At 63.2% G+C, this 25231-nt stretch carries 27 protein-coding genes; 18 read left to right on the top strand and 9 right to left on the bottom strand.

Features of this window, described 5'->3' with window-relative positions:
• Window positions 1-32 precede the first annotated feature (32 nt).
• On the top strand, window positions 33-209 hold the full coding sequence (locus CLV78_RS24115) for a hypothetical protein (protein WP_170111643.1): 177 nt from the start codon (window positions 33-35) through the stop codon (window positions 207-209).
• Window positions 210-299: 90 nt separating this feature from the next.
• Here the strand turns inward: CLV78_RS24115 and nqrM are convergent, their stop codons facing one another.
• Window positions 300-530 (bottom strand): (Na+)-NQR maturation NqrM, encoded by a 231-nt coding sequence (gene nqrM, locus CLV78_RS03875; protein WP_106203418.1) that lies wholly within the window; start codon window positions 528-530, stop codon window positions 300-302.
• A gap of 30 nt (window positions 531-560) precedes the next feature.
• Entirely contained in the window at window positions 561-1598 is a 1038-nt protein-coding gene (locus CLV78_RS03870; protein ID WP_106203417.1) for an FAD:protein FMN transferase, read from the bottom strand.
• A gap of 258 nt (window positions 1599-1856) precedes the next feature.
• On the opposite strand from CLV78_RS03870, the gene CLV78_RS03865 reads away from it, so the two are divergent.
• The 8 genes from CLV78_RS03865 to CLV78_RS03830 all read left to right on the top strand — a co-directional run bounded on the left by CLV78_RS03865 (window position 1857) and on the right by CLV78_RS03830 (window position 9978).
• Window positions 1857-3203 (top strand): Na(+)-translocating NADH-quinone reductase subunit A, encoded by a 1347-nt coding sequence (locus CLV78_RS03865; RefSeq protein ID WP_106203416.1) that lies wholly within the window; start codon window positions 1857-1859, stop codon window positions 3201-3203.
• Window positions 3204-3206: 3 nt separating this feature from the next.
• Window positions 3207-4421, top strand: coding sequence for an NADH:ubiquinone reductase (Na(+)-transporting) subunit B (locus CLV78_RS03860; RefSeq protein ID WP_106203415.1), 1215 nt, complete (start codon window positions 3207-3209; stop codon window positions 4419-4421).
• On the top strand, window positions 4414-5226 hold the full coding sequence (locus CLV78_RS03855) for a Na(+)-translocating NADH-quinone reductase subunit C (RefSeq protein ID WP_106203414.1): 813 nt from the start codon (window positions 4414-4416) through the stop codon (window positions 5224-5226). The genes CLV78_RS03860 and CLV78_RS03855 overlap by 8 nt, the downstream gene beginning before the upstream one ends.
• A complete protein-coding gene (locus tag CLV78_RS03850; protein ID WP_106203413.1) occupies window positions 5226-5879 on the top strand; it encodes an NADH:ubiquinone reductase (Na(+)-transporting) subunit D in 654 nt (217 codons plus the stop codon). Before CLV78_RS03855 ends, CLV78_RS03850 begins: the two co-directional genes overlap by 1 nt.
• Entirely contained in the window at window positions 5879-6487 is a 609-nt protein-coding gene (gene nqrE, locus CLV78_RS03845; protein WP_106203412.1) for an NADH:ubiquinone reductase (Na(+)-transporting) subunit E, read from the top strand. Before CLV78_RS03850 ends, nqrE begins: the two co-directional genes overlap by 1 nt.
• Window positions 6488-6499: 12 nt before the next feature.
• Window positions 6500-7723: an NADH:ubiquinone reductase (Na(+)-transporting) subunit F gene (gene nqrF, locus CLV78_RS03840; protein WP_106203411.1), complete on the top strand. Its 1224-nt coding sequence runs from the start codon at window positions 6500-6502 to the stop codon at window positions 7721-7723.
• Window positions 7724-8044: 321 nt separating this feature from the next.
• The gene (locus tag CLV78_RS03835) at window positions 8045-8566 is read left to right on the top strand and encodes a CBS domain-containing protein (RefSeq protein ID WP_106203410.1); all 522 of its coding nucleotides are present in this window, start codon (window positions 8045-8047) and stop codon (window positions 8564-8566) included.
• A gap of 419 nt (window positions 8567-8985) precedes the next feature.
• Entirely contained in the window at window positions 8986-9978 is a 993-nt protein-coding gene (locus CLV78_RS03830; RefSeq protein ID WP_106203409.1) for a zinc-binding metallopeptidase family protein, read from the top strand.
• On the opposite strand, the gene CLV78_RS03825 is transcribed toward CLV78_RS03830, so the two are convergent.
• From CLV78_RS03825 to ypfJ, 4 genes are all read right to left on the bottom strand, one after another.
• A complete protein-coding gene (locus CLV78_RS03825) occupies window positions 9975-11327 on the bottom strand; it encodes a TRAP transporter large permease (RefSeq protein ID WP_106203408.1) in 1353 nt (450 codons plus the stop codon). The genes CLV78_RS03830 and CLV78_RS03825 overlap by 4 nt on opposite strands.
• Entirely contained in the window at window positions 11324-11917 is a 594-nt protein-coding gene (locus tag CLV78_RS03820; RefSeq protein WP_106203407.1) for a TRAP transporter small permease, read from the bottom strand. The genes CLV78_RS03825 and CLV78_RS03820 overlap by 4 nt, the downstream gene beginning before the upstream one ends.
• Before the next feature lies 1 nt (window position 11918).
• Window positions 11919-13211, bottom strand: a complete 1293-nt coding sequence (locus CLV78_RS03815) for a flavin-dependent oxidoreductase (protein WP_106203406.1) — start codon at window positions 13209-13211, stop codon at window positions 11919-11921.
• A 136-nt stretch (window positions 13212-13347) separates the two neighbouring features.
• Complete coding sequence (gene ypfJ, locus CLV78_RS03810; RefSeq protein ID WP_106203405.1) at window positions 13348-14205, bottom strand: KPN_02809 family neutral zinc metallopeptidase; 858 nt, start codon at window positions 14203-14205, stop codon at window positions 13348-13350.
• 72 nt (window positions 14206-14277) lie between these two features.
• On the opposite strand from ypfJ, the gene CLV78_RS03805 reads away from it, so the two are divergent.
• Window positions 14278-14856: a YqaA family protein gene (locus CLV78_RS03805; protein ID WP_106203404.1), complete on the top strand. Its 579-nt coding sequence runs from the start codon at window positions 14278-14280 to the stop codon at window positions 14854-14856.
• Window positions 14853-15320, top strand: coding sequence for a disulfide bond formation protein B (locus CLV78_RS03800; protein ID WP_106203403.1), 468 nt, complete (start codon window positions 14853-14855; stop codon window positions 15318-15320). Before CLV78_RS03805 ends, CLV78_RS03800 begins: the two co-directional genes overlap by 4 nt.
• Window positions 15321-15345: 25 nt before the next feature.
• Here the strand turns inward: CLV78_RS03800 and CLV78_RS03795 are convergent, their stop codons facing one another.
• Window positions 15346-15612 carry an usg protein gene (locus tag CLV78_RS03795; RefSeq protein ID WP_106203402.1) on the bottom strand — a complete coding sequence of 89 codons (267 nt, stop codon included), beginning with the start codon at window positions 15610-15612 and terminating at the stop codon, window positions 15346-15348.
• A 507-nt stretch (window positions 15613-16119) separates the two neighbouring features.
• On the opposite strand from CLV78_RS03795, the gene gyrA reads away from it, so the two are divergent.
• The 5 genes from gyrA (at window position 16120) to gluQRS (ending at window position 22542) form a co-directional block, all read left to right on the top strand.
• Window positions 16120-18879, top strand: coding sequence for a DNA gyrase subunit A (gene gyrA, locus CLV78_RS03790; protein WP_106203401.1), 2760 nt, complete (start codon window positions 16120-16122; stop codon window positions 18877-18879).
• Window positions 18880-19418: 539 nt separating this feature from the next.
• Window positions 19419-20009: a hypothetical protein gene (locus CLV78_RS03785; RefSeq protein ID WP_106203400.1), complete on the top strand. Its 591-nt coding sequence runs from the start codon at window positions 19419-19421 to the stop codon at window positions 20007-20009.
• A gap of 114 nt (window positions 20010-20123) precedes the next feature.
• A complete protein-coding gene (gene trmFO, locus CLV78_RS03780; protein ID WP_106203399.1) occupies window positions 20124-21503 on the top strand; it encodes a methylenetetrahydrofolate--tRNA-(uracil(54)-C(5))-methyltransferase (FADH(2)-oxidizing) TrmFO in 1380 nt (459 codons plus the stop codon).
• The gene (locus tag CLV78_RS03775; protein ID WP_106203398.1) at window positions 21500-21688 is read left to right on the top strand and encodes a hypothetical protein; all 189 of its coding nucleotides are present in this window, start codon (window positions 21500-21502) and stop codon (window positions 21686-21688) included. The genes trmFO and CLV78_RS03775 overlap by 4 nt, the downstream gene beginning before the upstream one ends.
• A complete protein-coding gene (gene gluQRS / locus CLV78_RS03770) occupies window positions 21685-22542 on the top strand; it encodes a tRNA glutamyl-Q(34) synthetase GluQRS (RefSeq protein ID WP_106203397.1) in 858 nt (285 codons plus the stop codon). The genes CLV78_RS03775 and gluQRS overlap by 4 nt, the downstream gene beginning before the upstream one ends.
• Before the next feature lie 15 nt (window positions 22543-22557).
• Here the strand turns inward: gluQRS and hisI are convergent, their stop codons facing one another.
• Window positions 22558-22917 carry a phosphoribosyl-AMP cyclohydrolase gene (gene hisI, locus CLV78_RS03765; protein WP_106203396.1) on the bottom strand — a complete coding sequence of 120 codons (360 nt, stop codon included), beginning with the start codon at window positions 22915-22917 and terminating at the stop codon, window positions 22558-22560.
• 66 nt (window positions 22918-22983) lie between these two features.
• Between hisI and CLV78_RS03760 the strand changes: the two genes are divergently transcribed.
• Window positions 22984-23430, top strand: a complete 447-nt coding sequence (locus CLV78_RS03760) for an iron-sulfur cluster assembly scaffold protein (RefSeq protein ID WP_106203395.1) — start codon at window positions 22984-22986, stop codon at window positions 23428-23430.
• 76 nt (window positions 23431-23506) lie between these two features.
• A complete protein-coding gene (locus CLV78_RS03755) occupies window positions 23507-24925 on the top strand; it encodes a methyl-accepting chemotaxis protein (protein ID WP_106203394.1) in 1419 nt (472 codons plus the stop codon).
• A 179-nt stretch (window positions 24926-25104) separates the two neighbouring features.
• Here the strand turns inward: CLV78_RS03755 and CLV78_RS24735 are convergent, their stop codons facing one another.
• The gene (locus CLV78_RS24735; protein ID WP_281261123.1) at window positions 25105-25227 is read right to left on the bottom strand and encodes a hypothetical protein; all 123 of its coding nucleotides are present in this window, start codon (window positions 25225-25227) and stop codon (window positions 25105-25107) included.
• Window positions 25228-25231 lie beyond the last annotated feature (4 nt).

Raw genomic sequence — 25231 nt, 5'->3', positions numbered from 1 at the left:
TTACCCGGACCCGAACCAATCCGGAGAATGACATGACCCTGACACCGCTCGTCGCGACGATCCTCGTTGTGGTCATGGTACTGTGCGGCCGCAATTTTCGGGTCAACTGGAAGGCGCAGGAAGACGGATGGGTCCTGAGGGCCTGGCTCTATGGTGTGCCGGCCGCGGCGAGCCTGCTGACGCTCGCCTTCGTCCCATTCAACGTCTAGTCACCGGGGACCGCCTCCCGAAAACGCGGTCGGAAGACGCACATGTTCGACTGTCGGCTCCAAAAGGCGCAGGGACGGAACAGCCCTTGGTCAGAACTCCCTGACGGTTTCGCAGGCGCGTTTGCAGGTCAACTGGTCGCGCAACGGGCTGTCAGGATCGACATCCTTCTTGCAGACCACGCATTTGTCGGCCCCGGCAATTGCGTTCAGCCCGCCGCAGCTTCCCTTGATCCGCATCTTCTGTCCCACCAGCATCACGCCGATGGACATGCCTGCAACGATCAGGCCCATGAAGAGGAAAACGAGGAAGAATGTCGCCATGGTTCAGCCTTTCCGATCGCTCCCGCGAACCTAGTCCTTCTCGCGCAGCTTTTCAAATGCCGGGCTGGAGGTCTTCACGTAGTCTTCATCCGCGCCCGCCTCGGCGCGGGAGATGAAAAACACCGCGAGATCGTTGGCTTCGGCCACCCGCATACCGTCGACCTCCCCCAGCACCATCATCGCCGTGGCCAGCGCGTCGGCCATCATGCCGTTCTCTGCGAGCACCGTGACGGAGGTCGCACGGTGGGTGATCGGCCGGCCTGTCGTGGGGTCGATCAGGTGCGAGTAGCGCACGCCGTCTTCCTCGAAGAAGTTCCGGTAGTCGCCTGATGTCGCCATGCCAAGATCGCTGACCGGCAGGATCATTTCGACGGCCGTCGAGCCCGCGTCCGGGGTTTCGATCCCGATCTTCCAGGGCTCGCCCTTGTCGTTCTGGCCAGTGGCCACGAGGTCGCCACCGATCTCTACCAGGTAGCGCTCGATACCGAAGCCGCGCAGGGTCTCGGCCACGGCGTCGTTGCCATATCCTTTCGCGATGGCGGACAGGTTGACGGAGACGGGCTCCGCGGCCTTTTGCAACATCTGACCATCGAGCGTGACAAGGTCCGCCTGACCGACATTTTCAAGTGCGGCTTCAATCTCCGCATCGGAGGGGATGGGTTCCCCCGGCTTCTTAGCCCCGAAGCCCCAAAGCTCGATCAACGGGAACAGGGTGACGTCGAACTTGCCCTCCGACAGCGCGTGAACCTCGTTTGCAGCGGCCATCACATGGGCGAACTCAGCCGAAACCTCGAAGGGTTCGGTGCCGGAATCGCGGTTGAAACGCGACACCTCCGAGTCCTTGTCCCAGTTCGACATCGAGCTGTTGACCCGTGCCAGCGTCTCCTCCACGGCCACCGACAGCTCGGTCTCCGTCACCTCTTCGGGCACGTCCACGGCCACGACATTGTAGGTCGTGCCCATAGTCTCCCCGGACAGGCGCAGCACGATCGGTTCGTCTTCGCCAAAGAAACAGCCCGAGGTCATGGGCACCACGAGGGCGAGGGAAACAAGGACAGAAAGGCGCATGGGTGCGGGTCCGGAATTGCCTGAAGGATCCCCTGCGGGATCTCAGATTGGCCATGGCCTGTCAACTCGCCAGAGCTTCCGTAGCGCCCCTGAGACAATCAGCGCGCCGAGTTTTGTTGCGCTGCGGCGAGACACTCAATATGAGGTGTAAAAATGCCTGCATGCCAATGGATACCGTGACTTTCGGAGCCTTTCGGGAGATGGTCGGCGCAGGACGGGAACGAACAGACAAACGAGACGGATACTCCAGCGAAGTACATGCCCGAGTTTGCTTTCAAAAAGGGTCTGGACCTGCCGATCATCGGCGATCCGGAACAGCAGATCCACGACGGACCCGAGGTCCGTTCCGTGGCTGTCGTCGGGGACGATTATGTCGGCCTCAAACCGAAGATGCTGATTGGCGAAGGGGACGAGGTCCAGCGTGGGACACCGCTCTTCTGCCACAAGGACTCGCCTGAGGTGATGTTCGTTGCGCCCGCCACCGGCCGGGTCCGCGCGATCAACCGTGGCGCGCGCCGGGTGCTGGAAAGCGTCGTGATCGACGTCGACAATGCCTTCGACGCAGGCGTCGAGTTCGGCCGGATCGACACCGGCACCGCCACGGACGAAATCGTAGAAAAACTTCTGAATTCAGGTCTCTGGACGGCATTCCGCACACGTCCCTACTCAAAGATTCCGGCCGGGAGCAGCCGCCCGGCGGCGATCTACATCCAGGCCATGGACACCGAGCCGCTGGCGGCAGATCCAACGGTGATCATCGCCGAGCGGTCCGAGGATTTTGCCGCTGGCGTTGCCGTGGTTGCACGGCTATCCGAGGGCAAGACCTACCTGTGCAAGGCCACGGGCGCGGATGTTCCCGGCGGCGATGTCGAGGGTGTCGAGGTGGCGAGCTTTTCCGGCCCCCACCCAGCCGGCCTGCCCGGCACGCATATGCACTACCTTGAGCCGCCCACAGCACAGAAGGTCGTCTGGACGATTTCCTACCAGGACGTGATCGCGATTGGCGCACTGGCCCGGACCGGCTTCCTCGATACCTCCGTGGTGGTGTCGCTCTGTGGTCCGCGCGCGGCGAACCCGCGATTGATTCGGACCAACCTTGGCGCGAGCATCACCGATCTCACCACCGGTGAGATCACCGGCGACGAGCCCTTGCGCCCGATTTCCGGATCGATCCTGACCGGCCGCATCGCCGAGGATTCCTTCGACTACCTCGGTCGGTATGCCCGCTCCGTGACGTTGATCACCGAGGATCGCAAGCAGAGTTTCCTCGCCTGGATTGCCCCCCGCAGCGACCAGTTCGCCGTGTTGCCGGTGCTTGCCTCGGCGTTCGACCGAGCCAAGAAGTTCTCCATGGGCTCCAACCTGCATGGCGGACGGCGCGCGATGGTGCCGATCGGCACGTTCGAGGAGTTGATGCCACAGGACTTCCTGCCGACACAGATCCTGCGGGCGCTGCTGGTCATGGATACCGACGCGGCCCAGCAACTGGGCGCGCTGGAACTCGACGAAGAAGACCTTGCACTCTGCACCTTTGCCTGCCCGGCCAAGTACGAATACGGCCTGGCGCTGCGCGACAGCCTGACCAAGATCGAGAAGGAGGGCTGACCCATGAAGTTCATCCAGAATTTCTTCGACAAGATCGAACCGAACTTCGTGAAAGGCGGCCGCTACCAGAAATGGTATCCGCTCTATGAGTCGATCGCGGCCCTGTTCTTCTCGCACCGGACCGTAACCTCGGTTGCCCCGCATGCCCGTACTTATACGAACATGCAGCGGATCATGATCTATGTGCTGATCGCGGCGCTGCCCTGTGCATTCTTCGGGATGTGGAACGCCGGCCACCTGGCCAACGAGGCGATTGCCGCCATCGGCGACGACGCGCTGGTCGGCTGGCGCATCGGCCTGATGCAGATGCTGGGCGGCTTCGGGCTCAACCCCGATAGCCTCATCGCCTGCCTGTTCCACGGGTTCCTGTATTTCCTGCCGATCTACGCGGTCACGATGATCGTCGGCCTGTTCTGGGAGATCCTCTTTGCGATCGTCCGCGGGCATGAGGTCAACGAGGGTTTCTTTGTCACCTCCATCCTCTATGTGCTGATCCTGCCGGCCTCCACGCCGCTGTGGCAGGTCGCGCTTGGCATCACCTTCGGTGTGATCATCGGCAAGGAAGTCTTTGGCGGCACGGGGAAAAACTTCCTCAACCCCGCGCTTGTCGCCCGTGCCTTCCTGTATTTCGCCTACCCGGCGCAGATGTCGGGAGATTCGGTCTGGACCCCGGTTGACGGCTTCTCCGGCGCCACCGCGCTCGGTATCACCGCGGCCAACGGCGTCGAGGCGCTGGCCGGAGAGGGCATCACCTTCATGTCGGCCTTCTGGGGTACGATCCAGGGCTCTCTCGGGGAAACCTCGGTGGCGATGTGCCTGATCGGCATGGTCTTCCTGCTGGTCACGAAGATCGCCAACTGGCGCCTGATCGTCGGCTGCCTCGCGGGGACCATCGCCTTCTCGACACTGCTGAACCTGATCGGGTCGGATACCAACCCGATGTTCGCCATGCCGTTCTGGTGGCACATCGTTCTGGGCGGCTACGCCTTCGGGCTGGTCTTCATGGTGACGGAGCCGGTGACGGCCTCCCACACCAACATGGGCCGCTACTGGTACGGCGCATTGATTGGTTTCATGGTCGTGATGATCCGCGTCGTGAATCCGGCCTTCCCGGAAGGCATGATGCTCGCCATCCTGTTCGCAAACATCTTCGCCCCGCTCATCGACTACTTCGTCGTGCGGGCCAACATCGCTCGGAGGGCAAAGCGCAATGCCTGAGAACGACGCCAATCAGGGCGGTTTCCTCGCCCGCTGGAAGGCGCTCCCCGTCGACTCGGTTCCAAAGACCGTCTTTGTCGCCGTCTCTCTCTGCCTGTTCTGCTCCATGGTGGTTTCGGCCGCCGCGGTCAGCCTGCGTCCCGCGCAGGAGGTCAACAAGCTCAAGGACAAGCAGATGAACATTCTGCAGGTCGCCGGGCTCTACGAGGACGGGATCAACGTGCGGGAGGCCTTCGCGGCATTCGAGCCGCGCGTGGTGGACCTGGAGACCGGCACGTTCACCGATGATTTCGACGCCGCAACCTTCGACGACCGCGCCGCGGCAAGCGATCCGTCGCTCTCCCGCGCGCTCGAAGACGACCCGGCGGGGATCGGTCGGCAGACGAACTATGCCGTCGCCTACCTGCTCAAGGACGACGCCGGCGATCTCGACAAGATCGTGCTGCCGATCCACGGCTATGGCCTCTGGTCCACGCTCTACGGCTTCATCGCCCTGGAAGAGGACGGCAACTCGATCTACGGGCTGCAATTCTACGACCACGGCGAGACCCCCGGCCTGGGCGCAGAGGTGGACAACCCGCGCTGGAAGGCAATGTGGTCGGGCAAGGAACTGCGCGATGACAGCGGGGATCTGAAGATCACCGTGGCCAAGGGTGTCCCATCCCCGGACATGAAAAACCATCAGATCGATGCGCTGGCCGGTGCCACGCTGACCTCGGTCGGCGTCGACAACCTCGTGCGTTTCTGGATGGGAGAAGAGGGCTTCGGCCCGTTCCTCGACAACCTCAAGGCGGGAGACGTGTAATGGCGCAGACGCGACGCACCTACCTGGTCGATCCGCTGGTCGACAACAACCCGATCACGCTGCAGGTGCTGGGCATCTGCTCGGCGCTCGCGGTGACATCGAGCCTCCAGGTCTCCTTCGTCATGGCGCTTGCCGTGACCTTCGTGACGGCCTTCGCCTCGATGTTCATCTCGATGCTGCGCAACCATATCCCCAGCTCGATCCGGATCATCGTGCAGATGGTCATCATCGCCAGCCTCGTGATCCTCGTGGACCAGGTCCTGAAGGCCTTCCTCTACGACATCTCGAAGACGCTGTCGGTCTTTGTCGGGCTGATCATCACCAACTGCATCGTAATGGGCCGCGCGGAGGCCTTCGCGATGAAGAACCCTCCGATCGACAGCTTCATCGATGGGGTCGGAAACGGGCTTGGCTATGGTCTGATCCTGATGCTGGTAGGCTTCTTCCGGGAGCTGTTCGGCGCCGGCACGCTCTTTGGCTTCACCGTGCTTCCGACCGTGAACAACGGCGGCTGGTACGTGCCGAACGGCATGCTGTTGCTGCCGCCCTCCGCTTTCTTCCTCATCGGCCTGATTATCTGGGCCTTCCGCACCTGGAAGCCGGAGCAGGTCGAGGAGCGTGAATTCAAGATCCAGACGGTGGAGGCGCACTGATGGAAGGGCTTATCTCCCTCGCCGTAAAGGCGATCTTCGTCGAAAACCTCGCGCTGTCCTTCTTCCTCGGCATGTGTACCTTCATCGCCGTGTCGAAGAAGATCTCCACTGCAATCGGGCTCGGCATCTCTGTCATGGTGGTACAGACTATCACCGTGCCGGCGAACAACCTCATCCTCAACGGGCTGCTTAAGCCTGGTGCGCTGGACTGGGCCGGCTTCGGGGATGTGGACCTGACCTTCCTCGGGCTGATCTCGTATATCGGCGTGATCGCGGCGATGGTGCAGATCCTGGAAATGGTTCTCGATAAGTACTTCCCGCCGCTCTACAACGCGCTCGGGATCTTCCTGCCGCTCATCACCGTGAACTGCGCCATCCTCGGCGGCTCGCTCTTCATGGCGCAACGGGACTACAACTTCGCCGAATCCGTCACCTACGGCGCGTCCTCCGGTTTCGGCTGGGCGCTGGCGATCACCGCCATGGCCGGGGTGCGCGAGAAGCTGAAGTATTCGGACATTCCGGACGGGCTGCAGGGCCTTGGCATCACCTTCATCACCGCCGGCCTCATGGCCATGGGCTTCATGTCCTTTTCCGGCGTGAAACTGTAAGGAGGCGCGGAGATGAGCACATTCATCCTGGGCGTTGCCCTCTTCACACTGATCGTCCTCGCGCTGGTGACGATCATCATGTTCGCACGGTCCAAGCTCGTGTCCACGGGCAACGTGACCATCAGGATCAACGGCGAAAAAGAAGTCCTGGTTCCCGCCGGTGGCAAGCTGCTGCAGACGCTGGCGGAACAGAAGCTCTTTGTCCCCTCCGCCTGTGGCGGCGGCGGCACCTGTGCCCAGTGCCGGGTGCGGGTGCATTCGGGCGGCGGGTCGATCCTGCCCACCGAGGAAAGCCACATCACCAAGCGGGAAGCCGCTGCCGGGGATCGCCTGTCGTGCCAGGTGGCCGTGAAACAGGACATGGATGTCGAGGTTCCCGAGGAGGTCTTTGGCGTCAAGAAGTGGGAGTGCACCGTGCGCTCCAACGAGAACGTCGCAACCTTCATCAAGGCCCTGATCCTGGATCTGCCGGAAGGCGAGGACGTGAACTTCCGCGCCGGCGGCTATATCCAGATCGAGGCGCCGGCCCACGAGCTCAAGTACACCGAGTTCGACGTCGAGGACGAGTACCGGGAGGACTGGGACAAGTTCAACCTGTGGCAGTATGAATCGGTCGTCAACGAGCCGGTCGAACGCGCCTATTCGATGGCCAATTACCCGGAAGAAAAGGGCATGATCATGCTCAATGTCCGCGTGGCTTCGCCGCCGCCGGGCACGCAGGGGATCCCGCCCGGCAAGATGTCGTCCTATATCTTCAACCTGAAGCCCGGCGACAAGGTCACGATCTCCGGCCCGTTTGGCGAGTTCTTCGCCCGCGACACCGACAAGGAGATGGTCTTCATCGGCGGCGGTGCCGGCATGGCCCCGATGCGCAGCCACATCTTCGACCAGCTCAAGCGGCTGAAGAACAAGGATCGAAAGATCACCTTCTGGTACGGTGCGCGGTCGAAGCGGGAAATGTTCTTCGTCGAGGATTTCGACGAACTGGCCAAGGAGTTCCCAAACTTCACATGGCATGTGGCGCTGTCGGATGCGCTGCCCGAAGACAACTGGGATGGCTACACCGGCTTCATCCACAACGTGCTCTATGACGAGTATCTCAAGGATCACCCGGCGCCCGAAGATTGCGAATACTACATGTGCGGTCCGCCGATCATGAACTCCTCTGTGATCAACATGCTGCTGGAACTGGGCGTGGATCGCGAGGACATCATGCTGGACGATTTCGGCGGTTGAGCCGATTTCAACGAAGACAGGACGGAGGCCGGGGCGTGTTCCCCGGCCTTTTTTTGCTGAGGGCTCCCGCCCGTCGTCAGGCATCAAAGATGCCCTCCTCCCGTTGGGCCGGGCCGCGCGCTGACGCGCGCGGCGGGTGGCACCCGGAGAGGGGCCCGCAGAACAGTAGAGTGCCCGAATCGATCCCGATGCCCCCCCGGGGGGATGCGTTCGATTGTTGCAGGTTCGAATCAGGGCTGGGGAATCCTGCAAACAGGATTAAACTCGCCCCGACGCACCCGAGTCGGCGCAGCGACGTCGCAACAGGAACGAGAGAGAGAGATGGTATCCAAGAGCAAGAAGCCGCATTTTGGCCATGAGAGCATGCACACCCACAGCCAGTCGATTGAAGCCGCCGTTGTCGAGCGCTCCAAGGCGACGGCTGCGCATATCCTTGAGACCAAGGGGCACGACGTTGTCTCTGTCCGGCCGAAGGACTCGATCCACAAGGTCACCGAGGTCATGAAGGAGCATGGTATCGGCTCCGTGATCGTCAAGGATCAGAACGGGCACATGGTCGGCATCCTGACCGAGCGCGACATCGTCCGTGGCTTTGCCGACGAACCTGACAACACCTTTGACGAGATCGCCGAAGACTTGATGACCCGCGATGTCGTGACTGCCACGCCGGAGACGCCGCTTCTGGTTTTGCTGCACAGCATGTCCGAAGGCCGGTTTCGGCATATCCCGGTGCTCGACGGAGAGCATATCGCCGGGCTGGTTTCGATCGGCGATGTTGTGAAGTTCCGTCTGCGGGAACTGGAATACGAAGCGTTGAAGCTCAAGCAGATGATCGTCGGCTGACACCGGCACGTCGGGCTATCCCGGACTGAGATCTACCGGGCTGGCCGATTTCGGTTGTGGTGTCCAAAGCCCCCGCGGCGGGTCGCCACAGGGGGCATGCCTGCGACGGGCCGGTCGGCCGGTCTGATGGCCAGAGCGCGGCCAATACCCTTATGGCTCCGCAGGATCGCGCACCGCTCTGGTCATGCACCAGATTGCATGCGGTGGAGGGGTCGATCGTCCTATGCCCCCACGCGTCGGTGGTCTACGGTTGTGCCACGGTTTCCGGCCGCCGACCCTCCCGCGCAATTCGTGTCGCCCGAGGTATCCCAATCCAACGATCCGGGCTTATATCAGAGCAGTGCCAAGACGACGTGTCCGACAACGTAGGGCTGCGCCGCGCTGCACCGCGAGGCGACCCCGGTCCACGAGGATCTGCGATGAAGCTCCATGAATGCCCGTCCTGCGGCGCGACCGCATATTTCCGCAACTCCAGCTGCGGCAGTTGCGGCGAACAGCTTGCCTACCACCCCGGAGAGGCTGCGCTGGTCGTGGCATCAGGGACCTGCGCCAACAGGGAACGTATCGGCTGCAACTGGGCCGAGGACAATCCCGACGCCCACTTGTGCCTGAGCTGCCGAATGACCGACGTCATCCCCGATCTCGCGATCGGACCGAACCAGGACCGTTGGGCGGAGGGCGAGGGGGCCAAACGCTGGGCGCTGGCAACGTTGGCCCGCTGGGGATGGTTTGGCCCGGATGACAGCGGCCCGCTGCCGGTCTTTCACTTCAAGGCCGAGCAGACCCGCAGTGGAAAGACCCGCGTAACCATGGGCCATGCGAACGGCGTGATCACGTTTAATGTCGCCGAGGCCAACGACGCGATCCGTGCCCGTAACCGGGACATGTTCGACGAGGAGTACCGCACCATGCTCGGGCATGTGCGCCATGAACTCGCGCATTTCCTGTTTGATCGGTTGAGTGCGGAACCCGGCTTCATCGAGTCCTTCCGAGCGCTTTTCGGCGATGAACGCGCCGACTACGGCGCGGCACTCCAGCGCCACTATGCCGAAGGCCCGCCCAGCGGCTGGGAGGCGCAGCACATCACCCCCTACGCCAGCGCGCACCCGCACGAGGACTGGGCCGAGACCGCAGCCCACATGATGCATCTGACCGACATGGTCGACAGCGCGGTCGCGGCCAGTCTTGTGTGGCCGTCGGCCTATGCTCCGCCCGAGGACGCCTATGCCACGACCGAATCCGACGCCCTGATCCATGTGGCCATCGATCTCGGGATCGCCAGCAATCAGTTGACCCGGGCGATGGGGCTCAACGATCTTTATCCGTTCGTGTTGACCGATGGCGTCCGGGACAAGCTGGAGTTCGCGCATTCCTGGCTGAACCGGCGCGCACGAGGCGACAGCCCTGCCTAGGTCGTCACGCCCACGAGCCAGAGCGTGATCCCGGGAAAGGCCACCAGCACCGCGACCCGCACAAGGTCGGAGGCAACGAAAGGTGCGACGCCGGCATAGGTCCGGCGCAAGGGAATGTCGGGCGCGACGCCGTTCAGGATGAAAAGGTTCATCCCCACGGGCGGGGTGATCAACCCGACCTCCACGACGATCAGGGCAAGGATGCCGAACCAGATCGCGGTCTGTTCTGCCGTCATGCCGAAATCGAGAGCCTCGATCACCGGCAGGAAGATCGGCACCGTAAGCAGGATCATCGACAGGCTTTCCATCACGCAGCCGAAGACGAGGTAGCAGCACAGCATCGCCACCAGCACGACAATCGGTGCGTAGCCCTGCACGAGAACCCATTCGGCGAGTTGGTCCGGCGCCCGGGTAAGTGCGAGGAAACCCTTGAAGATTTCCGCCCCCAGCAGAATGAAGAAGATCATGCCGGTTGCCTTCGCCGTTTCAAGAAACGCGTCCAGCAACCCGCCGAGGGTCAGTCGGCCCATGACGATCCCGTAGAGCGCGGTGGCGGTGGCGCCGAAGGCTGCGGCCTCGTTGGGCGTAAAAAGCGCCTGATCGCCCGGGCGTGACCAGTCCCAGTCCCCCACGATGCCGCCCATGGTCAGGCCGAAGATCGCGAGCACCGGCCAGGTTCCAGCCAGTCCACGCCAGCGTTCGGTGTAGGGTTTGCGCGGCACCGTCGGCCCGGCGGTGGGGTTCAGGCGGACATAGAGCGCGACGGTGATCATGTAGCCCACCGCGGCAAGAAGACCGGGCACGAGGGCTGCCATGAACATCTTCACGATGTTCTGTTCGGCGAGGATCGCATAGAACACGAGGATCACCGACGGCGGGATCAGGATGCCAAGCGTGCCGCCAGCCGCGAGAACCCCCGTCGACAGCGCATCGGAATATCCCCGCCGGCGCATCTCCGGCAGGGCCACCTGCCCCATCGTCGAGGCCGTTGCCAGAGAGGAGCCACAGATCGCGCCGAAGCCAGCGCAGGCCCCCACCGACGCCATCGCGATACCGCCCCGCCTGTGTCCCAGCCAGTCCGACGCCGCCCGGAAAAGGGCCGCCGACATCCCCGTGCGCGTTGCCACCTGCCCCATCAGCAGGAAAAGCGGCACGATCGCGAGGCCCTGGTTGGAAAAGGTCTCGTAGGACAATGTCTTGAGCTGCGCCATCGGCCCGGCTGCCGTGCCGAGCAGATACCATGTGCCGAAGAACCCTGTGAGCCCCATGGCGATGGCAATCGGCACCCGCAGGAAAACGGCCACCAGCATCAGCGCAAGAGCGACAAGCGCGAGTTCCAGCCCCGTCACGGTGTCCCCTCCGCCCCGTCCAGAACCCAGAGAAAGGCACGCAAGACGGTGTAGACACCGACGATGACCATCATGACAGCGCCCACAAGGGCCGCGCCATAGAGGGTCCAGACAGGGATCAGCAGTTCGTAGGTCGTCTCGGCGAAATAGGGTTTGTACCCCATGCCGAGCATCTCCCGCAGGCTGTCGGAGCCGAACGGGAGCTTCTCGCCGAAGCCGAACCAGAGTTGGCGCAGGATGATCGCGGACGCGAGGGTCACCAGCAGGTCCCCGAGCAGACCGAACACGGCCTGCACCCGCGGCGGAAACGCGTCGGTCAGCAGATCAACGGTGACGTGTCCGCGTTTCAACTGGCACCAGGGCAGAAAGAAAAAAACCGCTATCGCGCAGCCATTGGCCACCAGTTCATAGTCGCCGGGAACCGAGTTCAGCCCGTAGCCATCAAGCGCCCGGCCTATAATGGACACAACCGTCATCACCGACAGCGCCGCAAGGATTGCCCCGCCTAGCCAGGCCAGCCATCGCGCGCCGGCTTCGACCGCACGCCCGCCAATCCCCGGCGCACGGGGCGTCCTTCCCGCGTCGTCCATGTCAGTCCTTCAGCGGTCCGGTGTAGTTCGGCTGGTCGCCCATCGGCCCGATGATCGACGGCTGGGCATTGACTTCTTCGACCGTGAGGCCGGTGGCCTCCTTGTAGCGGTCGGAAATGGCCCGGCGGTCGGCTTCCGGCATGACGGCGTCGATATCGTCGAACCCGTCGGGGGCAAGATCCGCCACCCGGTCAAGGATCGCATCCGGCCCCTGTGTCCGGTTCGCCAGGATGATGGCATTGACCGCTTCGCGGCGGTCGGCATCGTAATCCTGCAAGGCCAGCGTGGTTTCCCCATGGTCCCGCAGCGAACGGGCCATGACCCGCGCGTCGAGGATCCCCTGGGAGGCACCGTTGGAACCGATCGGATACATCGGATGGGCGGAATCGCCCAGCAGTGCAATACGCCCCTCGGTCCAGCTCGGCAGCGGGTCCCGGTCGACCATGGGCCATTCCCAGACGGCTTCGGTGCCGCCGATCAGGGCCGGGATATCGAGCCAGTCGAACCGCCAGTCGCCAAAGCTTGGCAGCACGTCGTCGATGCTGCCCTTCCGGCCCCAGCCCTGCGTGTCGTAGTCGCGTTCCGGTGCATTGGCGAGGTCGGCGATCCAGTGCACGAAGCTCTGGGTCTTGCCGCGATCGCCAATCGGGTAGGCCACGAACTTCTGGCCCTTGGTGCCGGAGATGGTCATCGTCCGCCCGTCAAGGAACCGCTGCGACCGCGCAACACCGCGCCACATCATCGAGTTCCGCCGGTTGGGTCCGCCGACATCCGGAAAGAGCGTCTGCCGCGTCTCGCTCCGCGCCCCGTCGCTGGCAATCAGCACCGAGCCGCGCATGCGGTCAAGTTCGAACCCGTATTGACGGTCCGTGAGGATCACCTCCAGGCCACGCGGCGTCTCCAGCCATTCAGAGACCTTGGCCCCGGCAAGGATGGCCTTGGGGCCGCACCGTTCCAGAAGCGTCTCGTGAAGCATCATCTGCAGCGCGCCGCGATGCACCGAATACTGCGGGTACGCATAGCCCGCCTCCAGCCCGCGGGCTTCGGACCAGATCTCCTGGCCCTGCGAGTTGAAGTAGGAGGTCTTGCCGGTGCGAAGACCGATCCGGTCCATTTTCTCTTCGAGGCCGAGGTCATAGAGTTCGCGCACGGCATGGGGTTGCAGGTTGATCCCGAAACCGAGGGGGCGCAGCTCCGCGATGGCCTCGATGATCCGGAAGGGAATGCCGACCTGGTGCAGCGACAGGCCAAGTGTGAGACCGGCAACACCGGCGCCGGAAATCAGGACAGTCATCGGAATGCTCCCTCTGTTGGCATAGAGCCGGGGGGATCCCCCGTGCGCCATCCTATGCGTTGCCCGGGCGCCGGAATGCAACCGGGGATTGCCCTTCGGTCGGCATGCATCAGATGCATGGCTTGCCGGGAACCGGTCAGAGCCGGTCGCTCCCGAAGGTATCGCACGCGGCGATCTGGCCGGACTGGAACCCTGTCGCGAACCAGCGCTGCCGCTGTTCGGACGTGCCATGTGTAAAGGTGTGCGGGCGCGGGATCTGCCCTGCCTGCCGTTGCAGCGTGTCGTCGCCGATCGACTTCGCCGCATTCAACGCCTCCTCTATGTCGCCGCGTTCGAGCGTTCCCAGTTGGGCCTGCGCCTGGCGCGCCCAGATCCCGGAGAGACAATCGGCCTGCAACTCGATCCGGACAGAGATCGCATTGGACTCCGCCTTCCCCACCTGGGCGCGGATCTGGTTGGCCTGCCCCAGGATGCCTAGCTCGTTCTGCACGTGATGCGCGATCTCGTGGGCCACGACATAGGCTGCCGCGAAGTCGCCACCGGCGCCGAACCGGTTCTGAAGCTCCGCGAAGAATGCCGTGTCGAGATAGGCCTTCCTGTCAACCGGACAATAGAACGGGCCGGTTGCCCCCGAGGCCCCGCCGCAGGGCGACTGCGTCACGCCGGAAAACAGCACGAGCACGGGCGGCGAATAGGGCGCGCCGACCTGCTCCGCGAAGACATTGGCCCAAACCTCTTCGGTATCTGCGAGAACCACGGACACGAACTGCGCCGCCGCCTCCTCCTCCGCCGAGGGCGGCTGGCCGGAGGGGGTGCTCGTCTGCACGCTGCCGCCGGTCGTGTTGAGCAGAAAGGTGGGATCGATCCCCAGCAACCAGCCGATACCGAGGATGAGCAACAGCCCGATCCCGCCCACGCCTCCTGCCCGCGCGGGACTGCGCGCGCCCCTCCGGTCCTCGATATTGCGGCTTCCACGTCGACCTTGCCATTTCATCCCGGGATCCTCCGCCTTGACCCTGCCGGCTCCTCGTGTTCACTGCGTCGCAATTGAACAGGAACCCGACCATTGCTACGCGGACTCTACGACTGGACGATCACTCTTGCAGCCGGAAAGTACGCACTCTGGGCGTTGGCGGCGGTTGCATTCGTCGAAAGCTCCTTCTTTCCGATCCCGCCGGACGTGCTGATGATCCCGATGATCATCGCCACACCGAACCGCGCCTTCCTGATTGCAGGTGTCGCGATGGTGGCCTCGGTCCTCGGGGGGATTCTGGGCTATGGCATTGGAATGTTTGCCTTTGAACAGATCGGCCAGCCGATCCTCGAAAGCCTCGGCAAGGCGGACAAGATCGAGGCGTTCAATGCCCGTTTCAACGATTTCGGCTTCTGGGCCGTGCTCGTCGCCGGGCTGACACCCTTTCCCTACAAGGTCATCACCATCATGTCAGGCTGGACGGGCCTGCCCTTCTGGACTTTCATGATCACCTCGCTGATTGCCCGGGGCGCACGGTTCTTCCTCGTCGCGGCCTTGCTGTTTAAATACGGCGAACCGATCCGGTACTTCATCGAGAAACGGCTCGGGCTGATGTTGGTGGTCTTCTGCGTGCTGCTCTTCGGCGGCTTCTACATCGTGAAATTCCTATGACCCAGACACGAACACAGCTGGTCGTTCTCGCCACGATCATTTCCGCCGGGACGCTGGCCGGTGCGTTTTTCCTCCAGCATGTGGGGGGGCTTATTCCCTGCGAGATGTGTTTCTGGCACCGCTACCCGCATGCGATCCTGATCGGGCTCGGTCTCCTTGCCCTGATATGGCGTTCCCCCCTGCCCGCCCTCCTCGCGGCATCGGTCGCCGCCATCAGCCTCGTCATCGCGATCTACCACAGCGGCGTCGAACGCAAATGGTGGGCGGGGCCGGATTCCTGCACCGGCGGACAGGACCTGAGCGGTCTGTCAGGGACCGACCTGCTGGATTTCAACGCCGCCTCGGCAATCGTCAACTGCGACGAGGTGTCTTACGCGCTCTTCGGGATGACGCTGGCCAATGCAAATGTCTTCGTCTCACTGGTCCTGATCGTGATCTGGGGTGCCGCCGCCCGCCGGACGTGACCCCGGCCCGGGATCGGTATCCCGGTCAGTTCAGCCAGTATTCACCCGTGACATGACGCCATTCCCCGGCGGCGACTTCCTTGCGGTGGACGAACCGAACCGAATGCAGCGGCCCCTCGATCCGGTCCTGCCAGAACTCGATGAACCGAAACAGCCTCGGGTGGTCCGGCGCGAGGTCGTATTCCTGCCAGACGAAGGTGTTCAGCACGTTCTGGTGATCGGGCATGCGGTAGAAGATCTCCGCCGTTGTAAGCCCATATCCCGTCAGCATCCGCTCCACATCGCTGGTCATCTACGCATCTCCTGTCGTTGCCTGTCGGGGATCAGGATGGCCTATGAAGTCGATTTCTCAAACAAAACAATCTGTTATCAGGCCGGTATCGCGGCTGCCACTTCGTCTGTGGACGCGATGGCAAACCGTTCCGCAAAACGGCCCCCTGTTCCACCACGCCACGCGACGTGACCTGCCCGGCCACCAAGGGAGAGCCTTGCAAATCACGCAATGCGTGCGCGAGCGGTCATCCTTCATTGCAGGTGGTCGGATACGGCAGACCGACAGACCACACAGCGCCTTGACGCCCGGGGCTCTCGCATTTTCGCCGCAGGTTGCCCTCCCCGAACCGACACAACGCCCGCTTTGCACAGCGCAATGCCTCTCCACCGGTCGCAAACGTTTTTTTCGCTGCACTTTTGGCAGGTTTAAGGGCCACAAGACCGCCCTTGCCATTGCGCCTCTCCGGTCCAGCCGGTACAGTGAGCCGTCAAGATATAGCGGTGCGAAAAGACACAAGACACAATAATGACAGACACACCGGAACCCCCTGAAACCCAGGAAGAAGACGGCCCGGAACGCCCGGTCCACGATGGTCCCACGATCTCCATCTCGGACGAGATGCGGGCCTCCTATCTCGACTACGCGATGAGCGTGATCGTGAGCCGGGCCATTCCTGACCTGCGCGACGGGCTGAAGCCCGTGCATCGGCGTATCCTCTACGCCATGCACGAGACCGGCAACTCCAGCGACAAGCCCTACCGCAAGTCCGCCCGTCCCGTCGGCGACACGATGGGCAAGTATCACCCCCATGGCGACTCGGCGATCTATGATGCGCTGGTTCGGATGGCACAGGACTTCTCAATGTCGCTGCCGCTGCTCGATGGACAGGGCAACTTCGGCTCCATGGACGGCGACAACGCAGCCGCCATGCGATACACCGAGGTGCGGATGGACAAGCCGGCGGCCTTCCTGCTCTCCGATATCGAGAAGGACACGGTCGACTTCCAGGACAATTACGACGGCAAGGACAGCGAACCGACCGTCCTGCCGGCACGGTTCCCCAACATGCTGGTCAACGGCGCGGGCGGCATTGCCGTCGGCATGGCGACCAACATCCCGCCGCACAACCTTGGCGAAGTCGTTGATGCGACGCTGGCGCTGATCGAGGATCCGGACCTTTCATCCGAGGACCTGATGCAGTACATCCCCGGCCCGGATTTCCCGACCGGCGGCGTCATGCTCGGGCGTGGGGGGGCGCGCAAGGCCTATCTCGAGGGCCGCGGCTCGGTGATCATCCGCGCCAAGACCCGGGTGGAGGAGATCCGCAAGGACCGCTATGCCATCGTCCTCGACGAGATCCCCTACCAGGTGAACAAGGCCTCGATGATCGAGAAGATCGCGGAGATGGTTCGCGACAAGAAGATCGAAGGCGTCGCCCATGTGGCGGACGAATCCGACCGGGTCGGTGTCCGCGTGGTGATCGAGCTGAAGCGGGATGCCACCCCGGACGTGGTGCTCAACCAGCTCTGGCGCTTCACGCCGATGCAGACGTCTTTCGGTTGCAACATGCTGGCGCTGAACGGCGGACGGCCGGAGCAGCTGACGTTGCGCCACTTCCTGACAGCCTTCCTCGATTTCCGTGAAGAAGTCGTCGCCCGCCGCACCGCCTATGAACTGCGCAAGGCGCGCGAACGCAGCCACATCCTGTGTGGCCTGGCGGTCGCGGTGTCCAACGTGGACGAGGTCGTCGCCACCATCCGCAGCTCTGCCGACCCGGCAGAGGCGCGCCAAAAGCTGATGACCCGCCGCTGGCCGGCCGAGGATATCGCAAGCTACATCAAGCTGATCGACGATCCGACTCACACGATGAACGAGGACGGCACCTACAACCTGTCGGAAACGCAGGCCCGTGCCATCCTCGACCTGCGCCTGCAACGCCTGACCGCCATGGGCGTCAAGGAAGTCACCGACGAGTTGCAGGAGCTTGCCGCCAAGATCGTCGACTATCTCGACATCCTGCGGTCGCGGGAGCGGATCATGGCGATCATCTCCAGCGAACTGGCCGAGGTGCGGGAGCAGTTTGCCGTGCCACGCCGGACCGAGATCGTCGAATGGGCCGGCGACATGGAGGACGAAGACCTCATCGAGCGTGAGGACATGGTCGTCACCGTCACCCAGTCCGGCTATATCAAGCGGACGCCCCTGGCCGACTTCCGCGCGCAACGGCGCGGCGGCAAGGGCCTGTCCGGGGGCGGCCTCAAGGATGACGACGTGGTGACCACGCTTTTCGTGGCCAACACCCACACGCAACTGCTTTTCTTCACCACCGACGGCATGGCCTACAAGATGAAGACATGGCGCCTTCCGCATGGTGGGCGGGCCGCGCGCGGCAAGGCGATCGTAAACATCCTGCCGATCCCGACGGGTGTTTCGATTGCCGCGATCATGCCGGTCGATCGGGACGAGGACGAGTGGAACGATCTCCAGATCATGTTCGCCACCTCCGCCGGCACGGTCCGCCGCAACCGGCTTTCGGATTTCACCAACGTCATGCGCAATGGCAAGATCGCGATGAAGTTCGAGGATGAGCATGCGGATACGCGGTTGATCAATGCGCGGATCTGTTCCGAAGATGACGACGTCATGCTGGTCACTCGATCCGGCCGTGCGATCCGGTTCCGGACGACGGATGTGCGGGTGTTCAACAGCCGTGCCTCTGTCGGTGTGCGGGGTATCCGGCTCGGCGAGGATGACGAGGTCGTCTCCATGTCCGTGATCAGGCACTTCGAGGCCGATGCCGCCGAACGCGCCGCCTATCTCAAGCAGCGCCGCCTGATGGCCGGTGCCGTCGACGAGGAGGTCGAGCCCGACGAGGACGAGGACCAGGTGGCCGAGGGTCAGTTGAGCCCCGAGCGCTATGCAGAGATGTCAGCGGCCGAGGATCTGATCCTGACGATCACGTCTGCCGGTGCAGGAAAGACCTCCTCCAGCCACGACTACCCGGTCCGCGGACGTGGCGGCCAGGGCGTGGCGGCGATGGATCGCGCCATGCGGGGCGGCCCGCTCGTGGCCTGCTTCCCCGTAGAGATGGACGACCAGATCATGCTGGCGACCTCAACCGGGCAGTCCATCCGGTGCCCGGTCGACGGGATCTCGTTCCGGTCGCGTGGCGCCGGCGGTGTGCGGGTGTTCAACACCGCGCAGGACGAAGAGGTCGTGTCGGTCGCGCGCGTGGTCGAGCAGAACGACGAGACCGACGACGAGGATGGTGGCGAAGAGAGCTGAGCCACTCGGCGGGCCTCGCGCGCCTCCCCCTGATCGAGTTCACAACGCGGCGCCGGGTCCTGGCGCCGCGTTTTCCCTTTCAAGCGCGCGTCAACGGCCCGATTCCGCTCGCGGAACACTGTGCTCGCATGAGGGCTGCAAACCACCCCCGTTGGCCAATCTGCGCCGCAGGCCCCCCGCTGTTTCTGCATCGTAAACCCATTCAGGCCAGAATCCGGCAAAACTGCCGCAGCGTCGCGCCATTCGGGCGAGACCAAGGCGCCAATGTGGCGCGCGGCCCGGGGGCCGCCGCGCTAAATCAATAAATCTTTGGGATTCCTCATCACAATTCACTGACTGGAAACACTCTGTCGCCAGTCGGAACCACATTCATTTACCGAATATTCCCTTTTTCATCCCTGCAACCGCCCCTTTCGGGGACAATTCTGGACCCAGCCGAAAATTGTCGCTGGCTGTGTAATGGTACGGGCTTTTGAAGAGTGAACTGCGCGACAGAATGCAGGGACGACGTAGAAATGCATGAAACGAGCGGAGACCGCATGGTTCTGAGTGCCGCCGCACAGAACCTTCTGAGGATTCTCATCGCCTCCTACTTCCTGGCCGGGGCCATCGGAGTCATTCCCGGCTCCGACCTGACCCCGCTGACCGAGCGCATCTTCTCCGAAACGCTCGCAGGGCCGGTCTCAGCCTCGATCGTGTTCGTTCTGGCCTACATGGTGATGATCGGCATGTGGCTCCGGGGTGCAGCCCTGTTGCTGGGGATCCTTACCTTCTGGTCCAGCTACCTGAAGATGATCGATCTCGGCATGGCCGACCAGCTTGGCCATTTCTGGCGCGACCTTGCTTTGATCGCATCGCTGATACTCACATACGCAGAGACCGATCCGCGCAATCACCACAAACGGGGTGTCCTGCGCCGGGGTCTGCAACCGCGTCGGGTCCACCCGCGCGTCCATGCCGCCGGGGCCGATGGCGACCTGCGTGTCCGCCGTCCCATGCAGGAGCAGAATGGTCCGGAGACAGTCAACGCGACACCTGCGGATGGAAATGGCCACCTGCGAAAGCCGGTCTCGATCGAGGAACTGGAAACGATCTTCCGCGAAGAGTTCGAGATCGCCCGCTCGAACTGACACAACCGGGAACGCCCCAGGTCCCCCGCAGTCCCGAACACAGTCCCGTGCATGGGGCCGGCCATGAACGCGGCCGGCCTTTCCAAATCGGCCGCGATCCCCTAGATCGCCTTCATGAGCAAACCCATTCATATCGTCGGAGGCGGCATGGCCGGTTCCGAAGCCGCGTGGCAGGCCGTCCAGCAAGGCGTGCCTGTTGTTCTGCACGAAATGCGCCCCACCGTCGGGACGTTCGCCCACAGGACCGGGAACCTGGCCGAGATGGTCTGTTCCAACTCCTTCCGGTCGGATGACGACGAAAACAACGCCGTGGGATTGTTGCATTGGGAAATGCGCGTGGCCGGCGGCCTGATAATGTCGACCGCCGATGTCCATGCCATACCTGCGGGCGGCGCACTGGCCGTCGACCGCGATCCGTTCGCCGAGGCGGTGACGCGCAAGCTGCGCAACCATCCCCTGGTCACGGTGGTCGAGGGCGAGATCACCGCCCTGCCCGGTCCGGAAGACGGCCCGGCAATCATCGCAACTGGTCCGTTGACGGGCGGCAAACTGGCTGATGCCATCGCCGCAGAGGCCGGCCAGGAGAGCCTCGCCTTCTTCGATGCCATCGCGCCCATCGTCTATTTCGACTCGATCGACATGGATACCGCCTGGATGCAGTCGCGCTACGACAAGGGCGATACCGAGGAGGAGCGCACCGCTTACCTCAACTGCCCGATGACGAAGGACCAGTACGAGGCCTTCATCGACGCGCTGCTCGCCGCCGAGAAAACCGAGTTCAAGGACGGTGAGACGGCGAAATACTTCGATGGCTGTCTGCCGATCGAGGTCATGGCCGAGCGCGGCCGCGAAACCCTGCGGCACGGGCCGATGAAACCCGTGGGCCTGACGAACCGGCACAAGCCGGAGGAAAAAGCCTATGCGGTGGTGCAGCTACGCCGGGATAATGCACTGGGAACGCTGTACAATATCGTCGGCTTCCAAACCAAGATGAAGTACGGCGCCCAGACAGAGGTCTTCCGGATGATCCCGGGACTGGAGAATGCCCGTTTTGCCCGGCTCGGTGGCATTCACCGCAACACCTTCATCAACTCGCCCAGGTTGCTCGACGCGCAGATGCGCCTGCGCTCACAGCCGCATATCCGGATGGCGGGCCAGATCACCGGTGTCGAAGGCTATGTCGAAAGCGCCGCGATGGGGCTGCTTGCCGGGCGGATGGCCGCAGCGGAGGTGCTGGGCGAAACGCTGCCGCCAGTGCCGCAGGACACGGCCATGGGTGCGCTTCTCACCCACATCACAGGCGGCGCGGAGGCAAAGACCTTCCAGCCGATGAACGTGAATTTCGGCCTGTTCCGCCCCGTTGATGCCAAGGGCGGTCGCAAGGGCCGCAAAGTGCGCTACAAGCTCTACACCGACCGCGCCAAGGCGGCCTGGGCCGAATGGCTCGGCATTCCTGCGCCAGCGCCCGTCGTGGAGGCCGCGCAGACGTCATGAACTACCTGTTTGCCCTGCTGCTGCCACCGCTGTCGATCATGATCGCCGGTCGACCGATCCTCGGGATCGTGGTCTTCTTGATCTGGATCCCGGCGATTATCCTGTCCGGCGGCCTGACCCACCCGATGTTCATCCTTCTGGCGTGGTTCCTGATCCATCAGGGCGCCGTGACCCGAGGGAAATGAGAACCCGTTTCGCACCTTCTCCTACCGGCCCGCTGCATCTCGGCCACGCCTATTCGGCCATGCTGGCGTCGGACATAGCCCGGGCGGCGGGCGGGGCATTCCTGCTTCGGATCGAGGACATCGACCAGTCGCGCGCAAGGCCGCAATGGGAGTCGCAGATCTTTGACGATCTGCACTGGCTCGGGCTGGACTGGCCGCGACCCGTCATGCGGCAATCGGAGCGGATGGACTCCTATCGCGATGCTCTGGAAGATCTCTGGTCGCAAGGGCTGCTTTACCCGTGCACCTGCAAGCGGCGGGACATCCTGGAGGCCGCGAACGCCCCGCAGGAAGGCGGCGCACCTCCGGTCGGGCCAGACGGGATCGTCTATCCCGGCACCTGTCGGCGTACCGCGCGCACCGGGCCGCTTCCCTCCGAAACCGCCCTTCGTCTTGATATGAGCCTCGCCATGCACGGCATTGATTTCGTATCATTTACAGAGACGGGCGTCGCTCAGAATGGAGAGACAGGAGCGGTCCGAATCCCCGCGAAGGATATCCTGACCGGCATCGGTGACATCGTCGTCGCGCGCCGCGAAATGGGAACCTCCTACCACCTCGCCGTCGTGATCGACGATGCCGCCCAAGGGATCACCGATGTCATCCGTGGACAGGACCTGTTCGAGGCGACGGCCATTCATGTCGTCCTGCAACGCCTGCTCGCCCTGCCGACGCCAACCTACCACCACCATCGGCTGGTCCGGGACGACGACGGAAAGCGGCTGGCAAAGCGGGACGATGCACGCGCAATCGGCAGATACCGTGCCGATGGGCTGACACCGGACGACATTCGGGAAAAGGTCGGCCTCGCCTGATCCCCGGTCGAGGCCCTAGGCCATCGGCTCGGACAGGATCACTTCCACGTCATCGCGTACAGCGGTGTAGAAGCAACTCCGGCGGTTGGTGTGACACGCCGCCCCCACCTGGTTGATCAGCACCAAAAGGCAGTCACGGTCACAATCCAGCCGGAAATCCACCAACTCCTGCGTATGCCCGGAGGTCTCCCCCTTCACCCAGAACGATTTACGCGATCTGGACCAGTAGGTTACACGGCGTGTTTCAAGTGTCCTTGCAACCGCCTCCGCGTTCATCCATGCCATCATCAGGACCTCGCCGCTCTGCGCATCCTGAGCAATTGCGGGGATGAGCCCCTGTGCATCAAAACGCAGGCTTTGCGGGTCGAAATCCATGACAGGTTCCTTTGCAATTGAACATGACGAGTCTATATCCGGGGGACCCGTCTCGGAGGATAGCCAATGGCCAGCGATCTCGACCTCGTCAAGCTCTATTCCGGGCGGATTCTCGCTTTGGCCGCAGACATCCCCCACCTTGGCAAGCTCGACAGCCCTACCGCGACGGTGCGGAAACGCTCGCCGCTCTGTGGCTCGACCGTGAGTGTCGACCTGATCGTGAACGACGGTCGCATTGTCGATTTTGCGCAGGACGTGAAGGCCTGCGCACTTGGGCAGGCCTCCGCCGCGGTGCTCGGGCGCCATGTGATCGGCCGGAACCGGCAGGAGATCGAGACCGCGCGCGATCAGCTTCGGGCCATGCTTCAGGCCGACGGACCGGTCCCATCCGCCCCGTTCGATGACTTGGAAGTGCTTCTGCCGGCACGGGATTTCAGCAATCGCCATGCGTCGATCCTGCTTGCGTTCGATGCCACCGCCGCGGCATTGGTACAGGCCGAGGAAGCCGCCTGAGCCGCGTTTACTCCGTGGCAAGGGCTCTCCGCTAGGGTCGCGATCGACCGATCCGCGCAGAGAGCCTCAGCAACAGATGCAGCCCAATCCACCATTCGACCTGGCCGAACCGATTCAGGCGCGCGACGCCACGATTCTCGCGCGGCTAGTCCGGCAAGCATCGGACATCGGTTTCGACGTCGTCGACATTGCCGGTCTTCTCGACGAGATCGAGGAGACGGCGCGGGGGCAGCTCTCCACGCTGGAAGACGCCCACGGCGCCGCCAACCAGATCATCGCCGCAAACTCCTCGGTTCAACAGGTCATCTCCGATGTTTCGGCCGTGAGCGAAACGGCGCAGGCGGAGGTCCAGGGATCGGTGGCCGACCTACGCAAGGCCGGTGAACGGACGCGCAACATCGCCGAATGGGTCCGCCAGATCGAAGACCGTATGGCCGCCGTCGAAGACACGCTCGCCAATGTTCAGAAGAACAACAGCGAAATCGGGACCATTGCCAAGCAGATCAACATTCTGGCAATCAACGCGAAAATCGAGGCTGCGCGGGCTGGCGACGCGGGTCGGGGGTTTGCCGTGGTCGCCGATGCCATCAACGAACTGAGCCATCAGACGGAAACCGCAGCCGAAGGGATATCGGTCTCCGTGGACAGCCTCGGCAATGTCATCTCCACCTTTCGGGAGGAATCCACGGGTGTCTCCGATGACGCTGCCGTGGTCTTGCAGGAGTCCCATCAGGCGGATATCGCGCTGTCCCGGATCGCCGAACGCGTGAACACCACCGCCACTTCAGCCACGAAGATCTCGGCGGAGGCATCGCTTGTCGGCAACGCCATCGACCGGTTTCAGCCGGCATTCTCCCGGATTGCGGCCTCCGTTCAGGAAACCGCAAGCGGAATCGAGAAATCGCGGAGCCGCGTGCACGCCCTCGTCGACTATTCCGAAGCGATCGTGCAGGGGAGTGTGGAACTCGGCGGCACGTCACAGGACGCCGCCTTCATCGAGCGGGTGCGCAAGGATGCCACCACGATCGGCAAAATGTTCGAACAGGCCATCGAAGATGGGAAAATCAGTGGCCAGGCCCTGTTTTCAAGTGACTACCAGCCCATCGCCAACACCAACCCGCAGCAATTGCTGGCGCCTTTCACCACGCTGACGGACACATTGCTGCCGCCGATCCTCGAGGCTGCGCTGGAGCTTGATCCGCAGGTTGTCTTCTGTGCAGCGGTTGATCGGAATGGCTACCTCCCCACTCACAACCGCGCCTTCTCCCGGCCACAGGGGAGCGATCCGGTCTGGAACACTGCAAATTGCCGGAACCGGCGGATCTTTGACGACCGCGTCGGCCTGAAGGCTGGCCGCAACACGCTGAGCTTCCTCGTACAGGTCTATCGGCGCGATATGGGGGGCGGGAACCATGTGCTCATAAAAGACGTGTCCGCGCCGATCCTCGTCCGGGGGCGGCATTGGGGCGGTTTGCGGCTGGCCTACAGCGTCTGACAGAAAAAACCGCCGCACGTCCTGTCGGACGGCGGCGGCAAAGTCGCGAATCTGTGAGGCCGGTTGGTCAGGGCGAGGCGCGCCCAGAGGCCAGCGGGGACAGGCAGTGTACCGTGGCAGCGCGTACTTGGGGACATTGACGCGCGGTACCGGCTTCAGATCGCAGGCAGAAACAGGTGTCAGAATCCTCCCGGCAGGTGCAGGCCAGCCACGAGCGTGACCATCAGCGCCACGACGCCTACGAAGTCGAGAAACAACGTGGTGTCTGAGCGGCGCAGCATCGCCTTGATCTCGGTCAGCATGGGC

It is taken from the genome of Aliiruegeria haliotis, from assembly GCF_003003255.1.
In the GTDB taxonomy this organism is placed as follows: Bacteria; Pseudomonadota; Alphaproteobacteria; order Rhodobacterales; family Rhodobacteraceae; genus Tropicimonas; species Tropicimonas haliotis.
This window is presented reverse-complemented; position numbering and strand designations above follow the sequence as displayed.